This window comes from Streptomyces sp. NRRL F-4489, from assembly GCF_001509485.1.
In the GTDB taxonomy this organism is placed as follows: domain Bacteria; phylum Actinomycetota; class Actinomycetes; order Streptomycetales; family Streptomycetaceae; genus Streptomyces.
Window position 1 is genome coordinate 12,836 of the sequence record NZ_LLZI01000235.1, and the last position, 15,857, is coordinate 28,692.

A 15,857-nucleotide genomic window follows, 5' to 3' on the forward strand; every position below is an offset into this window, starting at 1 on the left:
GTGGGCGATCTCATGCGCCCGAGAGTGTCGCGCGTCACAGTAGGGCTTGGGAAGGGGGCAGGCGCGAGTACGACGCGATCCGGTGCGTCCCCGGGGGCGTGCGCGGCGGCCCGTACGCCCCTGTCGTGACCCTGTGCGTCCGCCGACCGGAGCAGCGGGGATGGTCCGGGCGGGTGGTGTCGGGCGCGCCGCCGCCGTGTCGGGAGGCGGGGAAGCGGACGGTCACCTTCAGTAGGGATGCCAAAGATGTGATGAGCCGCAAAGTCGGCCGGACGTGTTGCTGCGGCTCGGTGCGGCGCGGGCGAGCCCGGAGGTAACTGTCATGACCGACCACGTCAGCCCAGGCGGCGCGGTGAGCCGGCGGCGCCGCTGTGCCGCGATCGTCGCGGCAGGGGTGCTGCTCCCGCTGCCCGCACTGGCCGGCTGCGGCCAGGGCGACACCGCACCCTCCGTCGCCCGGTCGCAGGACATCGCGCCGGCGCCGCGCGGCGCGCTGAAGAACGGCGGCACGGTCCGCTGGGCGCTGGACACGCTGCCCAGCACCTTCAACGCCTTCCAGAGCGACGCCGACGCCGGCACCACCCGGGTCACCGGGGCGGTGCTGCCGAGCCTGTTCACCCTCGACGCCGAGGGCCGGCCGCAGCGCAACGCCGACTACCTCGCCGACGCCGCCGTCAGCGCCCGCGAGCCCCGGCAGGTCGTCACCTACCGCCTCAACCCCAAGGCCCGCTGGAGCGACGGCCGGCCGATCGGCGCCGCCGACTTCGCCGCCCAGTGGAACGCGCTGCGCGGCAAGGACAGCGCCTACTGGACCGCCCGCAACGCCGGGTACGACCGGATCGCCAAGGTCGAACCGGGCGCCAAACCGCACGAGGTCAAGGTCACCTTCGCCCGGCCGTACGCCGACTGGCAGTCGCTCTTCACCCCGCTCTACCCCAAGTCCGTGATGGGCGACGCGGACGCCTTCAACGACGGGGCGCGGGAGAAGCTGCCGGTCGGCGCCGGCCCGTTCCTCGTCCGCGCGCGGGACGCCGACCGCGGCACCGTCACCCTCGTCCGCAACCCCGCCTGGTGGGGCGACCGCGCCAAGCTCGACCGGCTGGTGCTGACCGCCCTGCCGCGCGGCAAGCGGGCCGCGGCGCTGGCCGCCGGGACCGTCGACGTCGCCGCGGTGGACCGGCCGGCCGCCGAACGGGTCGACCGGGCCGCCGCGCCCGCCGCCGCCAAGAGCGCCCAGGGCGCCGACGCCAAGGCCGCCGGGCCCGCCGCCGCCCCGCACTCCGCGCTGCGCGGCTACACCATCCGCAAGGCCCTGGAGCCCGCCTACACCCAGCTCGCGCTCAACGGCAGCGCCGGACCGCTCGCCGACCAGCGGGTGCGCCGCGCGGTGGCCCGCGCCATCGACCGCCAGGCGCTCGCCGACTCCGTCCTCAAACCCCTCGACCTGCCCGCCCGGCCGCTCGGCAACCACCTGCTGATGGCCGGGCAGCACGGCTACGAGGACCACAGCGACGCGCTCGGCGACGCGGACGCCGGCGCGGCCCGCAAACTGCTCGCCGACGCCGGCTGGAAGCCGGCCGCCCCGGCCGCGCCGGAGCAGGCCGGGGAGCAGGCCGGCGCCGGCCGCGCGATGACCCCGGACCGCACGGGCGACGACGGCCCGGAGGACGGCGGCCCCGGCGCCGACGAGCCGGGCGAGGGCTCCTCCGCCGACCAGCCCGGCGACGCGGTCAGCGACGGCCGCAACGGCCACCGGCCCGCCCGGGCCCGCTCCGACCGCGACGGCACCCGCCCGGCCGCCGCCGAGGCCCCGCTCTCCTTTGCCGGCGCGGTCGGCTCCGAGGTCCAGCAGGCCGCGCTGCTGCGGCAGAGCGCGGCGTTCTACAAGGCCGGCGCCGCCGCCGAGAAGGCCGCGGCCGAGGGCGACACCGGCTCCCCGGCGTACGCCCGCTACCGCCGCTTCACCCAGCGGGCCGCGCAGGCGCTGGGCGCCGCCGAGCGGATCGAGACCGGGCAGGCACCGCACCTGCCGGGCGCCGCCGCGGGCCACGCGGCCGCCTTCCGCACCGGTCACGGCGCGGCCGCCCGCCCCGCGCACGCCGGGTCCTCGCCGGAGGCGGCGGGCCGGGCGCACGCCGCGGTGCCGGTGATGAAGAAGGACGGCCGGCCGCTGGCGCTGCGCTTCGTCCTGCCCGACGGGCCCGGCTCGGAGCAGCTGCGCGCGGTGGGCGGGCGGATCGCCGCGATGCTGAACAGGATCGGCGTGCAGACCGCCATCCAGCGCGTCCCGGACGCCAGTTACTTCCAGGACCACATCGCCTCCGGCGACTACGACCTGGCGCTGTACTCCTGGCCCGGCACCGCCTTCCCGGCGACCGACGCCCGGCCCATCTTCGCCAAGCCGCAGCCCGCCCCGGACGGCTCGCTGACCGTCGAGCAGAACTACACCCGGGTCGGCACCGACCACATCGACCAGCTCTTCGACCAGGCCGCCTCCGAACTCGACGGGGACGCCGCGCACACCCTCGTCGAGCAGGCCGACGCCCGGATCTGGGCGGCCGCCGGATCGATTCCGCTCTACCAGCGGCCGGAACTGGTGGCGACGAGGAAGGCACTCGCCAACATCGGCGCGTTCGGCTTCGCCACCCCGCGCTTCCAGGACATCGGCTACACCCGGTAAGGGCCCTGCCAGAGCTTCTTCTCCGGGACAAAACAGCAGGTCAGAAGTGGTGCGTACGGGCTGGGGCGGCCGTTGCCGCCGCAGCCCCGTACCATGGGGTGAGGCCGTGGCGTCCTCAAGCCCGGCAGGGCGCGCGTACCGGACCGTACGCGATGCCATCCACGATTCCGGGAGAAGCGCCGCACTATGGCTCGTACCGTCGAGCGTCACGACATCCGCAACGTCGCCATCGTCGCCCACGTCGACCACGGCAAGACGACCATCGTCGACGCCATGCTGAAGCAGGCCGGCGCCTTCGCCGCGCACCAGCTCGACTCCGTCGACGACCGCGTCATGGACTCGAACGACCTGGAGCGTGAGAAGGGCATCACGATCCTCGCCAAGAACACCGCGGTGAAGTATCACCCGAAGGACGGCGGGGAGCCCATCACGATCAACATCATCGACACCCCCGGCCACGCCGACTTCGGCGGCGAGGTCGAGCGCGGTCTGTCGATGGTCGACGGCGTCGTCCTCCTCGTGGACGCGTCCGAGGGTCCGCTGCCGCAGACCCGCTTCGTGCTGCGCAAGGCCCTCCAGGCCCGGATGCCGGTCATCCTGTGCATCAACAAGACCGACCGCCCGGACTCCCGGATCGACGAGGTCGTCAACGAGACCTACGACCTCTTCCTGGACCTCGACGCCGACGAGGACCAGATCGAGTTCCCGATCGTCTACGCCTGCGGCCGCGACGGCATCGCCTCGCTGACCAAGCCGGAGGACGGCACCGTCCCCGCCGACTCGGACAGCCTGGAGCCGTTCTTCTCCACCATCCTGGACACCATCCCGGCCCCCTCCTACGACGAGGAGGCCCCGCTCCAGGCGCACGTCACCAACCTCGACGCGGACAACTTCCTCGGCCGGATCGCGCTGCTCCGCGTCGAGCAGGGCGAGCTGCGCAAGGGCCAGACCGTGGCCTGGATCAAGCGCGACGGCTCGGTGCAGAACGTCCGGATCTCCGAGCTGATGATGACCGAGGCGCTCACCCGCAAGCCCGCCGAGAAGGCCGGCCCGGGCGACATCTGCGCGGTCGCCGGTATCCCCGACATCATGATCGGCGAGACCCTGGCCGACCCGGAGAACCCGGTCGCGCTGCCGCTGATCACGGTCGACGAGCCGGCCATCTCGATGACCATCGGCACCAACACCTCCCCGCTGGTCGGCCGCGGCGGCACCGGCAAGGGCGCGGACGCCAAGGCCGCGGTCAAGGACCGCAAGGTCACCGCCCGCCAGGTCAAGGACCGCCTGGACCGCGAGCTGATCGGCAACGTCTCGCTCCGCGTGCTGGAGACCGAGCGCCCGGACGCCTGGGAGGTCCAGGGCCGCGGCGAGCTGGCGCTGGCCATCCTGGTCGAGACCATGCGCCGGGAGGGCTACGAGCTCACCGTCGGCAAGCCGCAGGTCGTCACCAAGGACGTCGACGGCAAGACCTACGAGCCGGTCGAGCGGATGACGATCGACGTGCCCGAGGAGCACATGGGCGCGGTCACCCAGCTCATGGGCGTCCGCAAGGGCCGGATGGACAACATGTCCAACCACGGCTCCGGCTGGGTGCGCATGGAGTTCGTCGTCCCCTCCCGCGGTCTGATCGGCTTCCGCACGGAGTTCCTGACCCAGACCCGCGGCACCGGTATCGCGCACTCCATCCACGAGGGCCACGAGCCCTGGTTCGGCACGCTGACCACGCGCAACAACGGCTCGCTGGTCGCCGACCGGTCCGGTACGGTCACCGCCTTCGCGATGACCAACCTCCAGGAGCGCGGGGTGCTCTTCGTCGAGCCCGGCACCGAGGTGTACGAGGGCATGATCGTCGGCGAGAACTCCCGCGCCGACGACATGGACGTGAACATCACCAAGGAGAAGAAGCTCACCAACATGCGGTCGTCCACGGCCGATGTGGCCGAGTCGATCGTGCCGCCGCGCAAGCTCTCCCTGGAGCAGTCCCTGGAGTTCTGCCGCGACGACGAGTGCGTGGAGGTGACCCCGGAGGCGGTCCGCATCCGCAAGGTCAACCTCGACCAGCGCGAGCGCGCCCGCGCCGCGTCCCGCGCCAAGCACGGCTGAGCCGGCCGCCGCACCGCACGGCTTCTCCACGGCGCCCCGCCGGACTTCGGTCCGGCGGGGCGCCGCCGTATGCGCGGGCGGGCCGGGCGTCCGGGGTCGGTCATCCGGGGGGTTTCCCGGGGGTTCGGAGCAGTGGCGCCCGGCGCCGGGGTGCGCTATGCCCCGCTTTCGGCTCTGATGTGGGCTACGCGCGCATCCCCGCGGACCCGCGCGCCCCGCCCGTCCGGACCGTAAGGAGGCGCCATGCCGACCGCCGTGCGCGCGCAGCGGGCCGTCTGCCTGGCGGGGGCGCTGGTCCTCGCGGCGACGGCGTGCGGCGGCGGGCGCGGCGCCACCGGCGGCTCCGCGGTGGTCAGCGCCTCCTGGGGCGACCCGCAGAACCCGCTGGAGCCGGCCAACACCAACGAGGTGCAGGGCGGCAAGGTCCTGGAGATGCTGCTGCGCGGCCTCAAGCGCTACAACCCGCGCACCGGCGCCGCGGAGAACGTCCTCGCCGAGACGATCGAGACCAGCGACGCCCGGCACTACACGATCCGGGTCCGGCCCGGCTGGACGTTCAGCAACGGCGAGCCGGTCACCGCGCACTCCTTCGTGGACGCCTGGAATTACGGCGCGCTGCTCACCAACAAGCAGAAGAACGCGCCCTTTTTCCAGTACATCGACGGCTTCGACAAGGTGCACCCGGACAGCGGCGCGCCCACCGCGACAACCCTCTCCGGCCTGTCGGTGAAGGACGACCGCACCTTCACCGTCACCCTCAACCAGAAATTCGCCAGCTGGCCGGACACGCTGGGCTACGCGGCGTTCATGCCGCTGCCCCGGGCGTTCTTCCGCGACCACGCCGGCTGGCTGGCCCGGCCCATCGGCAACGGCCCGTACCGCGTGGACTCGTACGACAAGGGCACCGTGCTGCGGATGCGGAAATGGACGAAGTACCCCGGCCCCGATCCGGCCCGCAACGGCGGAATCGACCTGCGGGTCTACACCGACACCGACACCGCCTACACCGATCTCCAGGCCGGGAATCTCGATGTGGTGGACGACATTCCGGCGTCCCAGCTGAAGAACGTCCGGATGGATTTGGGGAAGCGGTACATCAACCAGCCGGCCGGGATCATCCAGACGCTCACCTTCCCCATGTACGACCGGCAGTGGAGCAAGCCGGGCTCGGAAAAGGTGCGGCGCGGGCTGTCCATGGCGATCGACCGGCGGCAGATCACCAAGGAGATCTTCCAGAACACCCGCACCCCGGCCACCGACTGGACGTCACCGGTCCTGGGGGAGAAGGGCGGTTACAAAGCCGGGGTGTGCGGGGACGCCTGCGTCTTCGACCCGGCGAAGGCCCGGCGGCTCATCAAGGAGGGCGGCGGAATCCCCGGCGGCCGGCTGACGATCACGTACAACGCCGACACCGGCTCGCACAAGGACTGGGTCGACGCGGTCTGCAACAGCATCAACAACACTCTCGGCAACGACCGCGCCTGCGTGGGGAATCCGGTCGGGACGTTCGCGGATTTCCGCAACAAGATCACCGCCCGGCAGATGTCCGGCCCCTTCCGGGCCGGCTGGCAGATGGACTACCCGCTCATCCAGAATTTCCTCCAGCCGCTCTACTACACCGGCGCCTCGTCCAACGACGGGAAGTTCAGCGACCGGGGTTTCGACACCCTCGTCAACAAGGCCAACGCCGCCCCCGACACCCGGGAGGCGGTGGCGCGCTTCCAGGACGCCGAGCGGATCCTCGCCCAGCAGATGCCGGCCATTCCGCTGTGGTACCAGAACGGCAGCGGCGGCTATTCCGAGCGGGTGCGGAATGTGGCGCTCAATCCCTTCAGCGTCCCGGTCTACAACGAGATCACGGTCGGCTGACCGCGAAGTGAGGCGGGCTCATGGGACGTTATGTGATCCGGCGGCTGCTCCAGATGATCCCGGTCTTCATCGGCAGCACCTTCCTCATCTTTCTGATGGTCTACGCGCTGGGCGACCCGGTGGCCGCGATGTTCGGCGAACGGGCCCCGGACCCGGCCACCGCGGCCCAGATCCGCCACGACCTCTATCTCGACCAGCCGCTGTGGAAGCAGTACCCGCACTACATGTCCCAGATCTTCCAGGGGAATTTCGGGACCGCGTTCAACGGCCGCCCGGTCACCGAGCTGATGGCCACCGCCTTTCCGGTCACCCTCCGGCTCACCCTGATCGCCGTCGTCTTCGAAACGCTCATCGGTATCGCGCTGGGCGTCTTCAGCGGACTGCGGCGCGGCCGGGGCGTCGACACCACCGTCCTCGTCCTCACCCTCGTCGTGGTGTCCGTACCGACCTTCGTCAGCGGATATCTGCTGCAGTTCGTCTTCGGGGTGAAACTGGAATGGGCCGCGCCGACCGTGGCGTTCGAGACGCCGCTGGGCGAAATGCTGCTGCCCGGACTCGTCCTCGCGCTGGTCTCGCTCGCCTATGTCACCCGGCTCACCCGGACCTCCATCGCGGAGAACGCCCGCGCCGACTACATCCGCACCGCGGTCGCCAAAGGACTGCCCCGGCACCGCGTCATCACCCGCCATCTGCTGCGGAATTCGCTCATCCCCGTCGTCACCTTCATCGGCACCGATATCGGCGCGCTGATGGGCGGCGCCATCGTCACCGAGCGCATCTTCAATATCCACGGTGTGGGATTCCAGCTCTACCAGGGCATCCTCCGGCAGAACTCACCGACCGTGGTGGGTTTCGTGACGATCCTGGTGCTGGTCTTCCTGATCGCCAATCTGCTGGTCGACCTGCTGTACGCCGTCCTCGACCCGAGGATCCGCTATGCCTGAGCCGCACGTCCCCAAGGAAGCCATCGGCCACGGCGACGGCGGCACCGCCGCCCTGGCCATCGGTGAGGCCGAATCGCTGGACCGCGCCGGGGCCGCCGGCCCCCCGCCGCCCGGCGGCGAACCCGCCGGCCGGCCCCGCAGCCTGTGGAGCGACGCCTGGCACGACCTGCGCCGCAACCCGGTCTTCGTGCTGTCCGCGCTGGTCATCGTCTTCCTCGTGGTGATCGCCATCTGGCCGCAGCTGATCGCCACCGGCAACCCCTACCGCGCCGACCTCGCCAAGGCCCAGCACGGCCCCGCGCCGGGCCACCCCTTCGGCTACGACCTCCAGGGCCGCGACGTCTACACCCGGGTCGTCTACGGCGCCCGCGCCTCCATCACCGTCGGCACCTGCGCCACCGCCGGCGCCGCCCTCCTGGGCAGCCTGCTCGGCGGGCTGGCCGGCTTCTTCGGCGGCTGGTGGGACGCCCTGCTCTCCCGGCTCGCCGACATCTTCTTCGGCATCCCCGTCCTGCTCGGCGGGCTGGTCTTCCTCTCCGTCGTCACCAGCACCACCGTCTGGCCCGTCATCGGCTTCATCGTGCTGCTCGGCTGGCCGCAGATCGCCCGGATCGCCCGCGGCTCGGTCGTCACCGCCAAACAGCACGACTACGTCCAGGCCGCGCGGGCCCTGGGCGCCGGCAACGGCCGGATGCTGCTGCGCCATATCGCGCCCAACGCCGTCGCGCCCGTCATCGTCGTCGCCACCATCGCGCTCGGTACGTACATCTCCCTGGAGGCGACGCTGTCCTACCTCGGCGCGGGCCTGAAGCCGCCCACCGTCTCCTGGGGCATCGACATCTCCGCCGCCTCCACCCACATCCGCAACGCGCCGCACATGCTGCTCTGGCCGGCCGGCGCGCTGAGCCTGACGGTGCTGGCGTTCATCATGCTCGGCGACGCGGTCCGCGACGCCCTCGACCCCAAACTGCGCTGAGGAGGCGGGACATGACCCACGGCGGCGCGCCCCCCGCGGAACCCCTGCTCGACGTCCAGGACCTGAAGGTGGAGTTCCGCACCCGGGACGGCGTGGCCAAGGCCGTCAACGGCGTCAGCTACACTGTCGCGGCCGGGCAGACCCTCGCGGTGCTCGGCGAGTCCGGCTCCGGAAAGTCCGTCACCGCGCAGGCCGTGATGGGCATCCTGGACTCCCCGCCCGGCTACGTCACCGGCGGCCGGATCCTCTTCCGGGGCCGCGATCTGCTCACCCTGGGCCGGGAGGAGCGCCGCCGGGTCCGCGGCGCCCAGCTCGCGATGATCTTCCAGGACGCGCTCTCCGCGCTGAACCCCGTGCTCACCGTCGGCACCCAGCTCGGCGAGATGTTCCGGGTGCACAGCGGCGCCTCCCGCAAGGAGGCCCGGGCCAAGGCCGTCGCGCTGATGGAGCGGGTCGGCATCCCGGCGGCCCGGCAGCGGGTGGGGGACTACCCGCACCAGTTCTCCGGCGGGATGCGCCAGCGCATCATGATCGCCATGGCGCTGGCCCTGGAACCCGCCCTGATCATCGCCGACGAGCCGACCACCGCCCTCGACGTCACCGTCCAGGCCCAGGTCATGGACCTGCTCGCGGAGTTGCGCCGGGAGTACCGGATGGGCCTGATCCTGATCACCCACGACCTCGGCGTGGTCGCCGACGTCGCCGACACCATCGCCGTGATGTACGCCGGCCGGGTCGTCGAGACCGCCCCCGTCCACCAGCTCTACAAGGCCCCCGCCCACCCGTACACCCGCGGCCTGCTGGAGTCCGTCCCCCGCCTCGGCCCCAAGGACCGCCCGCTGCACGCCATCAAGGGCCTGCCGCCCAGCCTCACCGCCATCCCGCCGGGCTGCGCCTTCCACCCCCGCTGCCCGCTGGCCCGCGACATCTGCCGCACCGACCGGCCGCCGCTCTACGACGCCGGGCCGGACCGCGCCAGCGCCTGCCACTTCTGGAAGGAGACCCTCGATGGCGCCCGGTGAACCGCTGCTGGAGGTGGCCGACCTGGTCAAGCACTTCCCGCTGACCCAGGGCGTGCTGGTCCGCAAGCAGGTCGGCGCGGTCAAGGCCGTCGACGGGATCGCGTTCACCCTGCGCCAGGGGGAGACGCTCGGCATCGTCGGGGAATCCGGGTGCGGCAAGTCCACCGTCGCCCGGATGCTGGTCGGCCTGGAGCGGCCCACGGCGGGCGCGATCCGCTACCGCGGCCAGGACATCACCCGCCTGTCCGGCCGCGCCCTGAAGGCCGTCCGCCGCAACATCCAGATGGTCTTCCAGGACCCGTACACCTCCCTCAACCCCCGGATGACGGTCGGCGACATCGTCGGCGAGCCCTACGAGATCCACCCCGAGGCGGCCCCCAAGGGCGAGCGGCGGCGCCGGGTCCAGGAACTCCTGGAGGTCGTCGGCCTCAACCCGGAGTTCATCAACCGCTATCCGCACCAGTTCTCCGGCGGCCAGCGCCAGCGGATCGGCATCGCCCGCGGTCTGGCGCTCCGCCCGGAGATCATCGTCGCGGATGAGCCGGTGTCCGCCCTCGACGTCTCCGTCCAGGCGCAGGTGGTCAACCTCCTGGCCCGGCTCCAGGGCGAGTTCGGGCTCTCCTACGTCTTCATCGCGCACGACCTGTCCGTCGTCCGCCACCTCTCCGACCGGGTCGCGGTGATGTACCTCGGCAAGATCGTCGAGACCGGTACCGGCGAGGAGATCTACGACCACCCCACCCACCCGTACACCCAGGCCCTGCTCTCCGCCGTCCCGGTGCCGGACCCGGAGGCGCGCGCCCACCGGGAGCGCATCCTGCTCAGCGGGGACGTGCCCTCGCCGGCCGATCCGCCGTCCGGCTGCCGCTTCCGCACCCGCTGCTGGAAGGCGCGCGAGCTGTGCGCCCGGGTCGAGCCGCCGCTGGCCGTCCCGGCCGTGCTGGCGGACGCCACCGGCCCGGCCCGGCACGCCTCCGCCTGCCACTTCGCGGAGGAGCGGCGGGTGGTGCCCCAGGGCCCGTAAGGCCCTTGGAGAACCCCTGGACGCGCCGGAGCCCGCCTCCCGGGAGGGAAGCGGGCTCCGGCGCGCGGGGGCGGGCGTCAGTCCTGCGCGGCGGACGGGCCGTCGCCGGCGGCCGCCTCCTCGATCGCGGCCAGCGCCGGGTCCAGGATGATGTCCTCACCGCGCGCGGCGGTGGTGGGCTCCTCCGGGAAGTGGCAGGCCGTCAGGTGCCCGGCGTCGTTGCCGGACAGCTGGACAAGCGGCGGCTCCTCCGTCGCGCACTTCTCCTGCGCCTTCCAGCACCGGGTGCGGAAGCGGCAGCCGGACGGCGGGTTGACCGGCGACGGCACGTCCCCGGCGAGCCGGATCCGCTCCCGCTCCTCCTCGCCCTCGGTCAGCTTGGGCTCGGGCACCGCCGACAGCAGGGCGTGGGTGTACGGGTGGCGCGGCCGCTGGTAGATCTCGTCGCGGGTGCCCACCTCGACGATCTTGCCGAGGTACATCACCGCGACCCGCTCGCTGAAGTGCCGCACCACGGCCAGGTCGTGGGCGATGAAGACGAACGCGATGCCCAGCTCGCGCTGGAGGTCCTGGAGGAGGTTGACCACCTGCGCCTGGATCGAGACGTCGAGCGCGGAGACCGGCTCGTCGGCGACGATCAGCTTCGGGTTCAGGGCCAGCGCCCGGGCCACCCCGATGCGCTGCCGCTGGCCGCCGGAGAACTCGTGCGGGAAGCGGTTGTAGTGCTCGGGGTTGAGGCCGACCGTCTCCAGCAGCTCCCGGACCCGCTTCTCGCGGCCGCCGGGCGGGTTGATGCCGTTGATCTCCATCGGGCCGCTGATGATCGTGCCGACCGTCTGCCGCGGGTTCAGCGAGGCGTACGGGTCCTGGAAGATCATCTGGATCTCGGAGCGGATCGGCGCCAGCTGCTTGCGGTTGGCGTGCGTGATCTCGTGGCCCGCGTAGGTGATCTTCCCGGAGGTGGGCTCCATCAGCCGGGTCAGCAGCCGCCCGGTGGTCGACTTGCCGCAGCCGGACTCGCCGACCAGGCCGAAGCTCTCACCGGCGTGGACGGTCAGGTCCACCCCGTCGACCGCCTGGACGGCCCCGACCTTCCGCTTGAACGGGAAGCCGCCGTGGATCGGGAAGTGCTTGGTGAGCCCCTCCGCGACGAGCAGCGGCTCGCCCTCGGCGGGCGCGGCGGCCCGGGGTGCCGGGAGGGTGTCGTTCTTGGCCATCGTGGTAGCTCCCTAGCCCAGCCGGGGCTTGATCTGCTCGGTGAAGAAGGTCTGCTTCTGCTCGGCGGTGAGGTGGCAGGCGGCGGCCCGGCCCGGCGCCAGCGGCGGCCGCTCCCCGGAGCACCGGTCGCCGTCGACCTCCGCGGTGAACGCGCACCGCGGGTGGAACGGGCAGCCGGACGGCGGGTTGAGCAGGCTCGGCGGGGAGCCCGGGATCGGGTGCAGCGACTCGCTCACGTCCGAGGTCAGGCGCGGCATCGAGCTGAGCAGGCCCCAGGTGTACGGGTGCCGGGGCTCGTTGAGGATCTCCTTGACCGTGCCGCGCTCCACGGCCCGGCCCGCGTACATCACCAGCAGGTCGTCGGCGGTGTTGGCGACCACGCCGAGGTCGTGGGTGATCAGGATGATCGCGGAGCCGAACTCCTGCTGGAGGTCCTTGAGCAGGTCCAGGATCTGCGCCTGCACGGTGACGTCCAGCGCGGTGGTCGGCTCGTCCGCGATCAGCAGCTGCGGATTGCAGACCAGCGCCATGGCGATCATCGCGCGCTGCCGCATACCGCCGGAGAACTGGTGCGGGTAGTCGTCCACCCGCAGGTTCGGCTGCGGGATGCCGACCTTGGTCAGCATCTCGATGGCGCGCTGCCGGCCCTCGCGCTTGCTGGCGCCGGTGTGCTTGATGAACGGCTCGGCGATCTGCCGGCCGACGGTGTAGTACGGCGACAGGGCGGTCAGCGCGTCCTGGAAGATCATCGCCATCTTGTTGCCCCGGAGCCTCTCCAGGGTCTTCTCCCGGGCGCCGGTCAGCTCCTGGCCGTCCAGGTGGATCTCGCCGGTGATCTCGGTGGACTTGGGGTTGTGCAGCCCCAGCACCGCGAGGTTGGTGACGGACTTGCCGGAGCCGGACTCGCCGACGATGCCCAGGGTCTTGCCGCGCTCGAGGTCGAAGGAGAGGCCGTCGACCGCCTTGACGATGCCGTCCTCGGTGGAGAAGCGGACATGCAGGTCGCGGACGGAGAGGAAGGAAGCGGCACCGGATCCGTTCGGGACCGGCGTCTCCTCGGTCTTGGTGGGTGTGGTCACGTCTGGCTCTCCTAGGACAGGCGCACGCGCGGGTCGATGAACGCGTAGGCCGCATCCACAATGATGTTGAAGATGAGGATCAGGGCGGCGCTGAAGATCATCACGCCCATCACCATCGGCAGGTCGAGGGTGACGACCGACTCGACCGCCAGCCGGCCGATCCCCGCCAGCTGGAAGGTGAACTCGGTGATCATCGCGCCGCCGAACAGCGAGCCGAGGTCCACACCGAGGATGGTGATGATCGGGATCAGCGAACCGCGCCAGGCGTACCGCAGGAAGACGTAGCGCGCCGGCATGCCCTTGGCCTTGGCGGTGCGGACGTGCTCCTCCTGGAGCTGCTCGATCATCGTCGAGCGCGCCATACGGGTGTACTGCGCGGTGAAGATCGTCGCCATCACCAGCCACGGGATCAGCAGGCCCATGAACCACCCGACCGGGTCGCTGGTGAGGTTCACGTACTGCGGCGCGGCCATGATGCCGCTGTAGACGAAGATGCCCAGCACCACGGGCCCGAGGATGTAGATCTGCACCGAGCTGAGGACCATCGAGATGCCGGTGACGGTCTTGTCCAGCAGCGAACCGCGCTTCCAGGCCGCGAGCAGGCCGGCGCCCAGGCCGATCACCAGGAAGGCCACGATGCCGCCGATGGCCAGCGACGCGGTGAGCGGGAGCCGGTCCATCATCGTGGACCAGACGTCCTGCTTGGTGGCGAAGGAGTAGCCGAAGCACGGGGCGCTGCAGTGGCCGAGGGTGAAGTCGCGGCCTGCGAAGATCCCGACCAGGAAGTGCCAGTACTGGACCGGCACGGGCTGGTCCAGGCCCAGATTCTTGTGGATCAGCGCGACGTTGTCGGCCGTGCAGTTCTTACCGCAGGCCATCATCGCGGGATCGCCTACGGAGAAGAAGACGAAGAAGGTGAAGGCGCTCAGCAGAAGGAGGATGACGACCGCGCCGATCGTCCGGCGAAGGAGGAAGGGAAGCATGACAGTTCGCTGCTCTCAGGACGGCGGCTGCAGTGGGGTGAGGGGTGGCGGGAAGGCCCGGAGTGCGCGCCCCGCCTTGCGCGCGCACTCCGGAGTGCCTTCGGCATCAGGTGCGGTGCGGCCTACTTCTTGATGAACAGGGTGTTCACGTCGAGGTAGTTGGTGTCCGAGTTGTAGCGGATGCCGCCGATCTTGGAGCCGTACAGCTGGAGCACCTTGGTGTAGAAGACCGGCACGGCCGGGTTGACCTTCTCCACGATGTAGTGGTGCAGCTTCTGCCACTCCTCGGTCTGCTGCTTGGTGTCCGGGATCTGCTTGATGCGCTTGATCTCGTCGGTGACGTGCTGGTCGCGGATGTGCGAGTAGTTGGTGCCGCCGTCGGCGATCGTCGTGCCGTCGTAGGACGGCGGGATGACGGTCGAGGCGTCCGACCAGTCCTGGCCCCAGCCGGTCATGTAGATGTCGAAGCCGTTGTCGACCTTGCCCATCTGCTGGTACCAGGAGGAGGAGTCGACCTCCTTCTTCTGCACGTCGAAGCCGGCCTTGGCCAGTCCGTCGGCGATGGCGACCGCTTCCCGCTGCCGGATCTCGGTGTTGGCGTAGGCGTAGACGAGCTTCATGCCCACCTTGCCGGCTTCCTTCAGCAGCTGCTTGGCCTTCTCCGGGTCGCCGTTCGGCTTCTTCAGCTTGCCGTACGGGTCGTAGCCCTTCTCGTAGCCCGCGACGGTCGGGGAGAGCAGACCGCCGGCGATCTCGCCGCCGTAGCTGCCGCCCTCGATGCGGACGACCTGCTGGCTCGGCATCGCGTAGGTGATGGCGTCACGGATCCGCTTGTCCTTGATGCGGTCCATGTTCATGTTCATCTGCCACACGTAGGGCTGGTAGCCCTGGACCAGGCGCTTGCTGGCGCTCGCGTCGGACAGCACGTCCTTGGTGAGCGTCGGGTCGACGGAGTTGGTGAAGCTGATCGCGGTCTTGTCGTCGCCCTGGTCGGCCTTGAGCCGCTTGGTGGAGTCGGAGAACTGGTGGTTGAACGAGATCTTGTAACCGTCGACGTACTGGTGGCGCGCCGGGTCGGTCTTGGGGTCCCAGTTGGTGTTGCGCACCAGCTCCATGGACTTGCCGGACTTGAACGACGCGATCTTGTACGGGCCGGCGCAGACCGGGGCGACGTCGTAGCTGTCCTTGGTGTCCTTGGCGCTGTCCGGGACGGCGCTGTAGCCCGCCATGGCCAGCGCGTAGGGCAGCTGGGTCTGCGGGGCCTTGAAGTGGAAGATGACGGTCTTGTCGTCCGGCGTGTCCAGGACCGACTTGGGCAGGTGGTCGCCCTTGTACGGGCCGTCCGGCAGCGCCTTGCGGTAGGCCGTGCCGTCACCCGAGAGCCACTGCTGGATGTAGGTCGGGCCCTCGGTGACGAACGGCGCGTACGTCCGCTCGATGGTGTGCCGGATGTCCTTGGACGTGATCGGCGTCCCGTCCTCGAACTTGATGCCGTCCTTGAGCGTGTACTTCCAGGTCTTGCCGCCGTCCGACATCTGGCCGGCGTCCGTGGCGAGGTCACCGACCAGCGTCTTCTCGCCCTTGTCGGTCTGGGTGTACGTGGTCAGCCCGCGGAAGATCAGCTTGGCCAGGTCGCCCTGGTCGCTGACGTAGATCTGCGCCGGGTCGAGGTGGTTGAAGCTGTCGCGCTGGTAGACGGTGATGGTGCCGCCGTTCTGCGCGCCGGGGACGGCCTTGGCGGGGCCGCTGGACTGGGCGGCGGTGCCCAGCGGCACCACCTTCGACTGGGCCGCCGCGTCCTTGTCGGTCTGCGCACTGTCCTTGCCCGAGCTGCTGCCGCCGCTGCACCCGGTCAGCGCGAGCGAACCGGCCGCCAGGGCCACGATCGCCGCGCGGGCTCTACGCGTGGAGAGTGTTTTCATGAGGAACCAAGCACCTGCCTGTCAGTCGTTGTCCCGA

General features: G+C 70.9%; 11 protein-coding genes. 7 read left to right on the forward strand and 4 right to left on the reverse strand.

Annotation, left to right across the window (positions count from 1 at the left end; genetic code table 11):
• Positions 1-322: 322 nt before the first annotated feature.
• The 7 genes from ADL22_RS21430 (at position 323) to ADL22_RS21460 (ending at position 10,618) form a co-directional block, all read left to right on the forward strand.
• The gene (locus tag ADL22_RS21430; protein WP_066982064.1) at positions 323-2,680 is read left to right on the forward strand and encodes an ABC transporter family substrate-binding protein; all 2,358 of its coding nucleotides are present in this window, start codon (positions 323-325) and stop codon (positions 2,678-2,680) included.
• Positions 2,681-2,866: 186 nt separating this feature from the next.
• Positions 2,867-4,783, forward strand: coding sequence for a translational GTPase TypA (gene typA / locus ADL22_RS21435; protein ID WP_066982067.1), 1,917 nt, complete (start codon positions 2,867-2,869; stop codon positions 4,781-4,783).
• A gap of 243 nt (positions 4,784-5,026) precedes the next feature.
• The gene (locus ADL22_RS21440) at positions 5,027-6,652 is read left to right on the forward strand and encodes a peptide ABC transporter substrate-binding protein (RefSeq protein ID WP_066982070.1); all 1,626 of its coding nucleotides are present in this window, start codon (positions 5,027-5,029) and stop codon (positions 6,650-6,652) included.
• Between the two features lie 20 nt (positions 6,653-6,672).
• Positions 6,673-7,596, forward strand: a complete 924-nt coding sequence (locus tag ADL22_RS21445) for an ABC transporter permease (RefSeq protein ID WP_066982073.1) — start codon at positions 6,673-6,675, stop codon at positions 7,594-7,596.
• A complete protein-coding gene (locus ADL22_RS21450; protein WP_066982077.1) occupies positions 7,589-8,572 on the forward strand; it encodes an ABC transporter permease in 984 nt (327 codons plus the stop codon). Before ADL22_RS21445 ends, ADL22_RS21450 begins: the two co-directional genes overlap by 8 nt.
• Positions 8,573-8,583: 11 nt before the next feature.
• Entirely contained in the window at positions 8,584-9,594 is a 1,011-nt protein-coding gene (locus tag ADL22_RS21455) for an ABC transporter ATP-binding protein (RefSeq protein WP_066982081.1), read from the forward strand.
• Positions 9,581-10,618, forward strand: coding sequence for an ABC transporter ATP-binding protein (locus ADL22_RS21460; RefSeq protein WP_066982084.1), 1,038 nt, complete (start codon positions 9,581-9,583; stop codon positions 10,616-10,618). The genes ADL22_RS21455 and ADL22_RS21460 overlap by 14 nt, the downstream gene beginning before the upstream one ends.
• Positions 10,619-10,695: 77 nt before the next feature.
• On the opposite strand, the gene ADL22_RS21465 is transcribed toward ADL22_RS21460, so the two are convergent.
• From ADL22_RS21465 to ADL22_RS21480, 4 genes are all read right to left on the reverse strand, one after another.
• On the reverse strand, positions 10,696-11,835 hold the full coding sequence (locus tag ADL22_RS21465; protein ID WP_066982087.1) for an ABC transporter ATP-binding protein: 1,140 nt from the start codon (positions 11,833-11,835) through the stop codon (positions 10,696-10,698).
• Between the two features lie 12 nt (positions 11,836-11,847).
• On the reverse strand, positions 11,848-12,915 hold the full coding sequence (locus ADL22_RS21470; RefSeq protein ID WP_066982090.1) for an ABC transporter ATP-binding protein: 1,068 nt from the start codon (positions 12,913-12,915) through the stop codon (positions 11,848-11,850).
• A gap of 11 nt (positions 12,916-12,926) precedes the next feature.
• Positions 12,927-13,898 (reverse strand): ABC transporter permease, encoded by a 972-nt coding sequence (locus tag ADL22_RS21475; protein ID WP_066982092.1) that lies wholly within the window; start codon positions 13,896-13,898, stop codon positions 12,927-12,929.
• Positions 13,899-14,020: 122 nt separating this feature from the next.
• Entirely contained in the window at positions 14,021-15,820 is a 1,800-nt protein-coding gene (locus tag ADL22_RS21480) for an ABC transporter substrate-binding protein (RefSeq protein WP_066982095.1), read from the reverse strand.
• Positions 15,821-15,857 lie beyond the last annotated feature (37 nt).

What these genes read in the sequence shown, in the direction of transcription:
- ADL22_RS21430 (WP_066982064.1), top strand. Translation starts at nt 323, where the DNA reads ATGACCGACCACGTCAGCCCAGGCGGCGCGGTGAGCCGGCGGCGCCGC.
- typA (WP_066982067.1), top strand. Translation starts at nt 2,867, where the DNA reads ATGGCTCGTACCGTCGAGCGTCACGACATCCGCAACGTCGCCATCGTC.
- ADL22_RS21440 (WP_066982070.1), top strand. Translation starts at nt 5,027, where the DNA reads ATGCCGACCGCCGTGCGCGCGCAGCGGGCCGTCTGCCTGGCGGGGGCG.
- ADL22_RS21445 (WP_066982073.1), top strand. Translation starts at nt 6,673, where the DNA reads ATGGGACGTTATGTGATCCGGCGGCTGCTCCAGATGATCCCGGTCTTC.
- ADL22_RS21450 (WP_066982077.1), top strand. Translation starts at nt 7,589, where the DNA reads ATGCCTGAGCCGCACGTCCCCAAGGAAGCCATCGGCCACGGCGACGGC.
- ADL22_RS21455 (WP_066982081.1), top strand. Translation starts at nt 8,584, where the DNA reads ATGACCCACGGCGGCGCGCCCCCCGCGGAACCCCTGCTCGACGTCCAG.
- ADL22_RS21460 (WP_066982084.1), top strand. Translation starts at nt 9,581, where the DNA reads ATGGCGCCCGGTGAACCGCTGCTGGAGGTGGCCGACCTGGTCAAGCAC.
- ADL22_RS21465 (WP_066982087.1), bottom strand. Translation starts at nt 11,835, where the DNA reads ATGGCCAAGAACGACACCCTCCCGGCACCCCGGGCCGCCGCGCCCGCC.
- ADL22_RS21475 (WP_066982092.1), bottom strand. Translation starts at nt 13,898, where the DNA reads ATGCTTCCCTTCCTCCTTCGCCGGACGATCGGCGCGGTCGTCATCCTC.
- ADL22_RS21480 (WP_066982095.1), bottom strand. Translation starts at nt 15,820, where the DNA reads ATGAAAACACTCTCCACGCGTAGAGCCCGCGCGGCGATCGTGGCCCTG.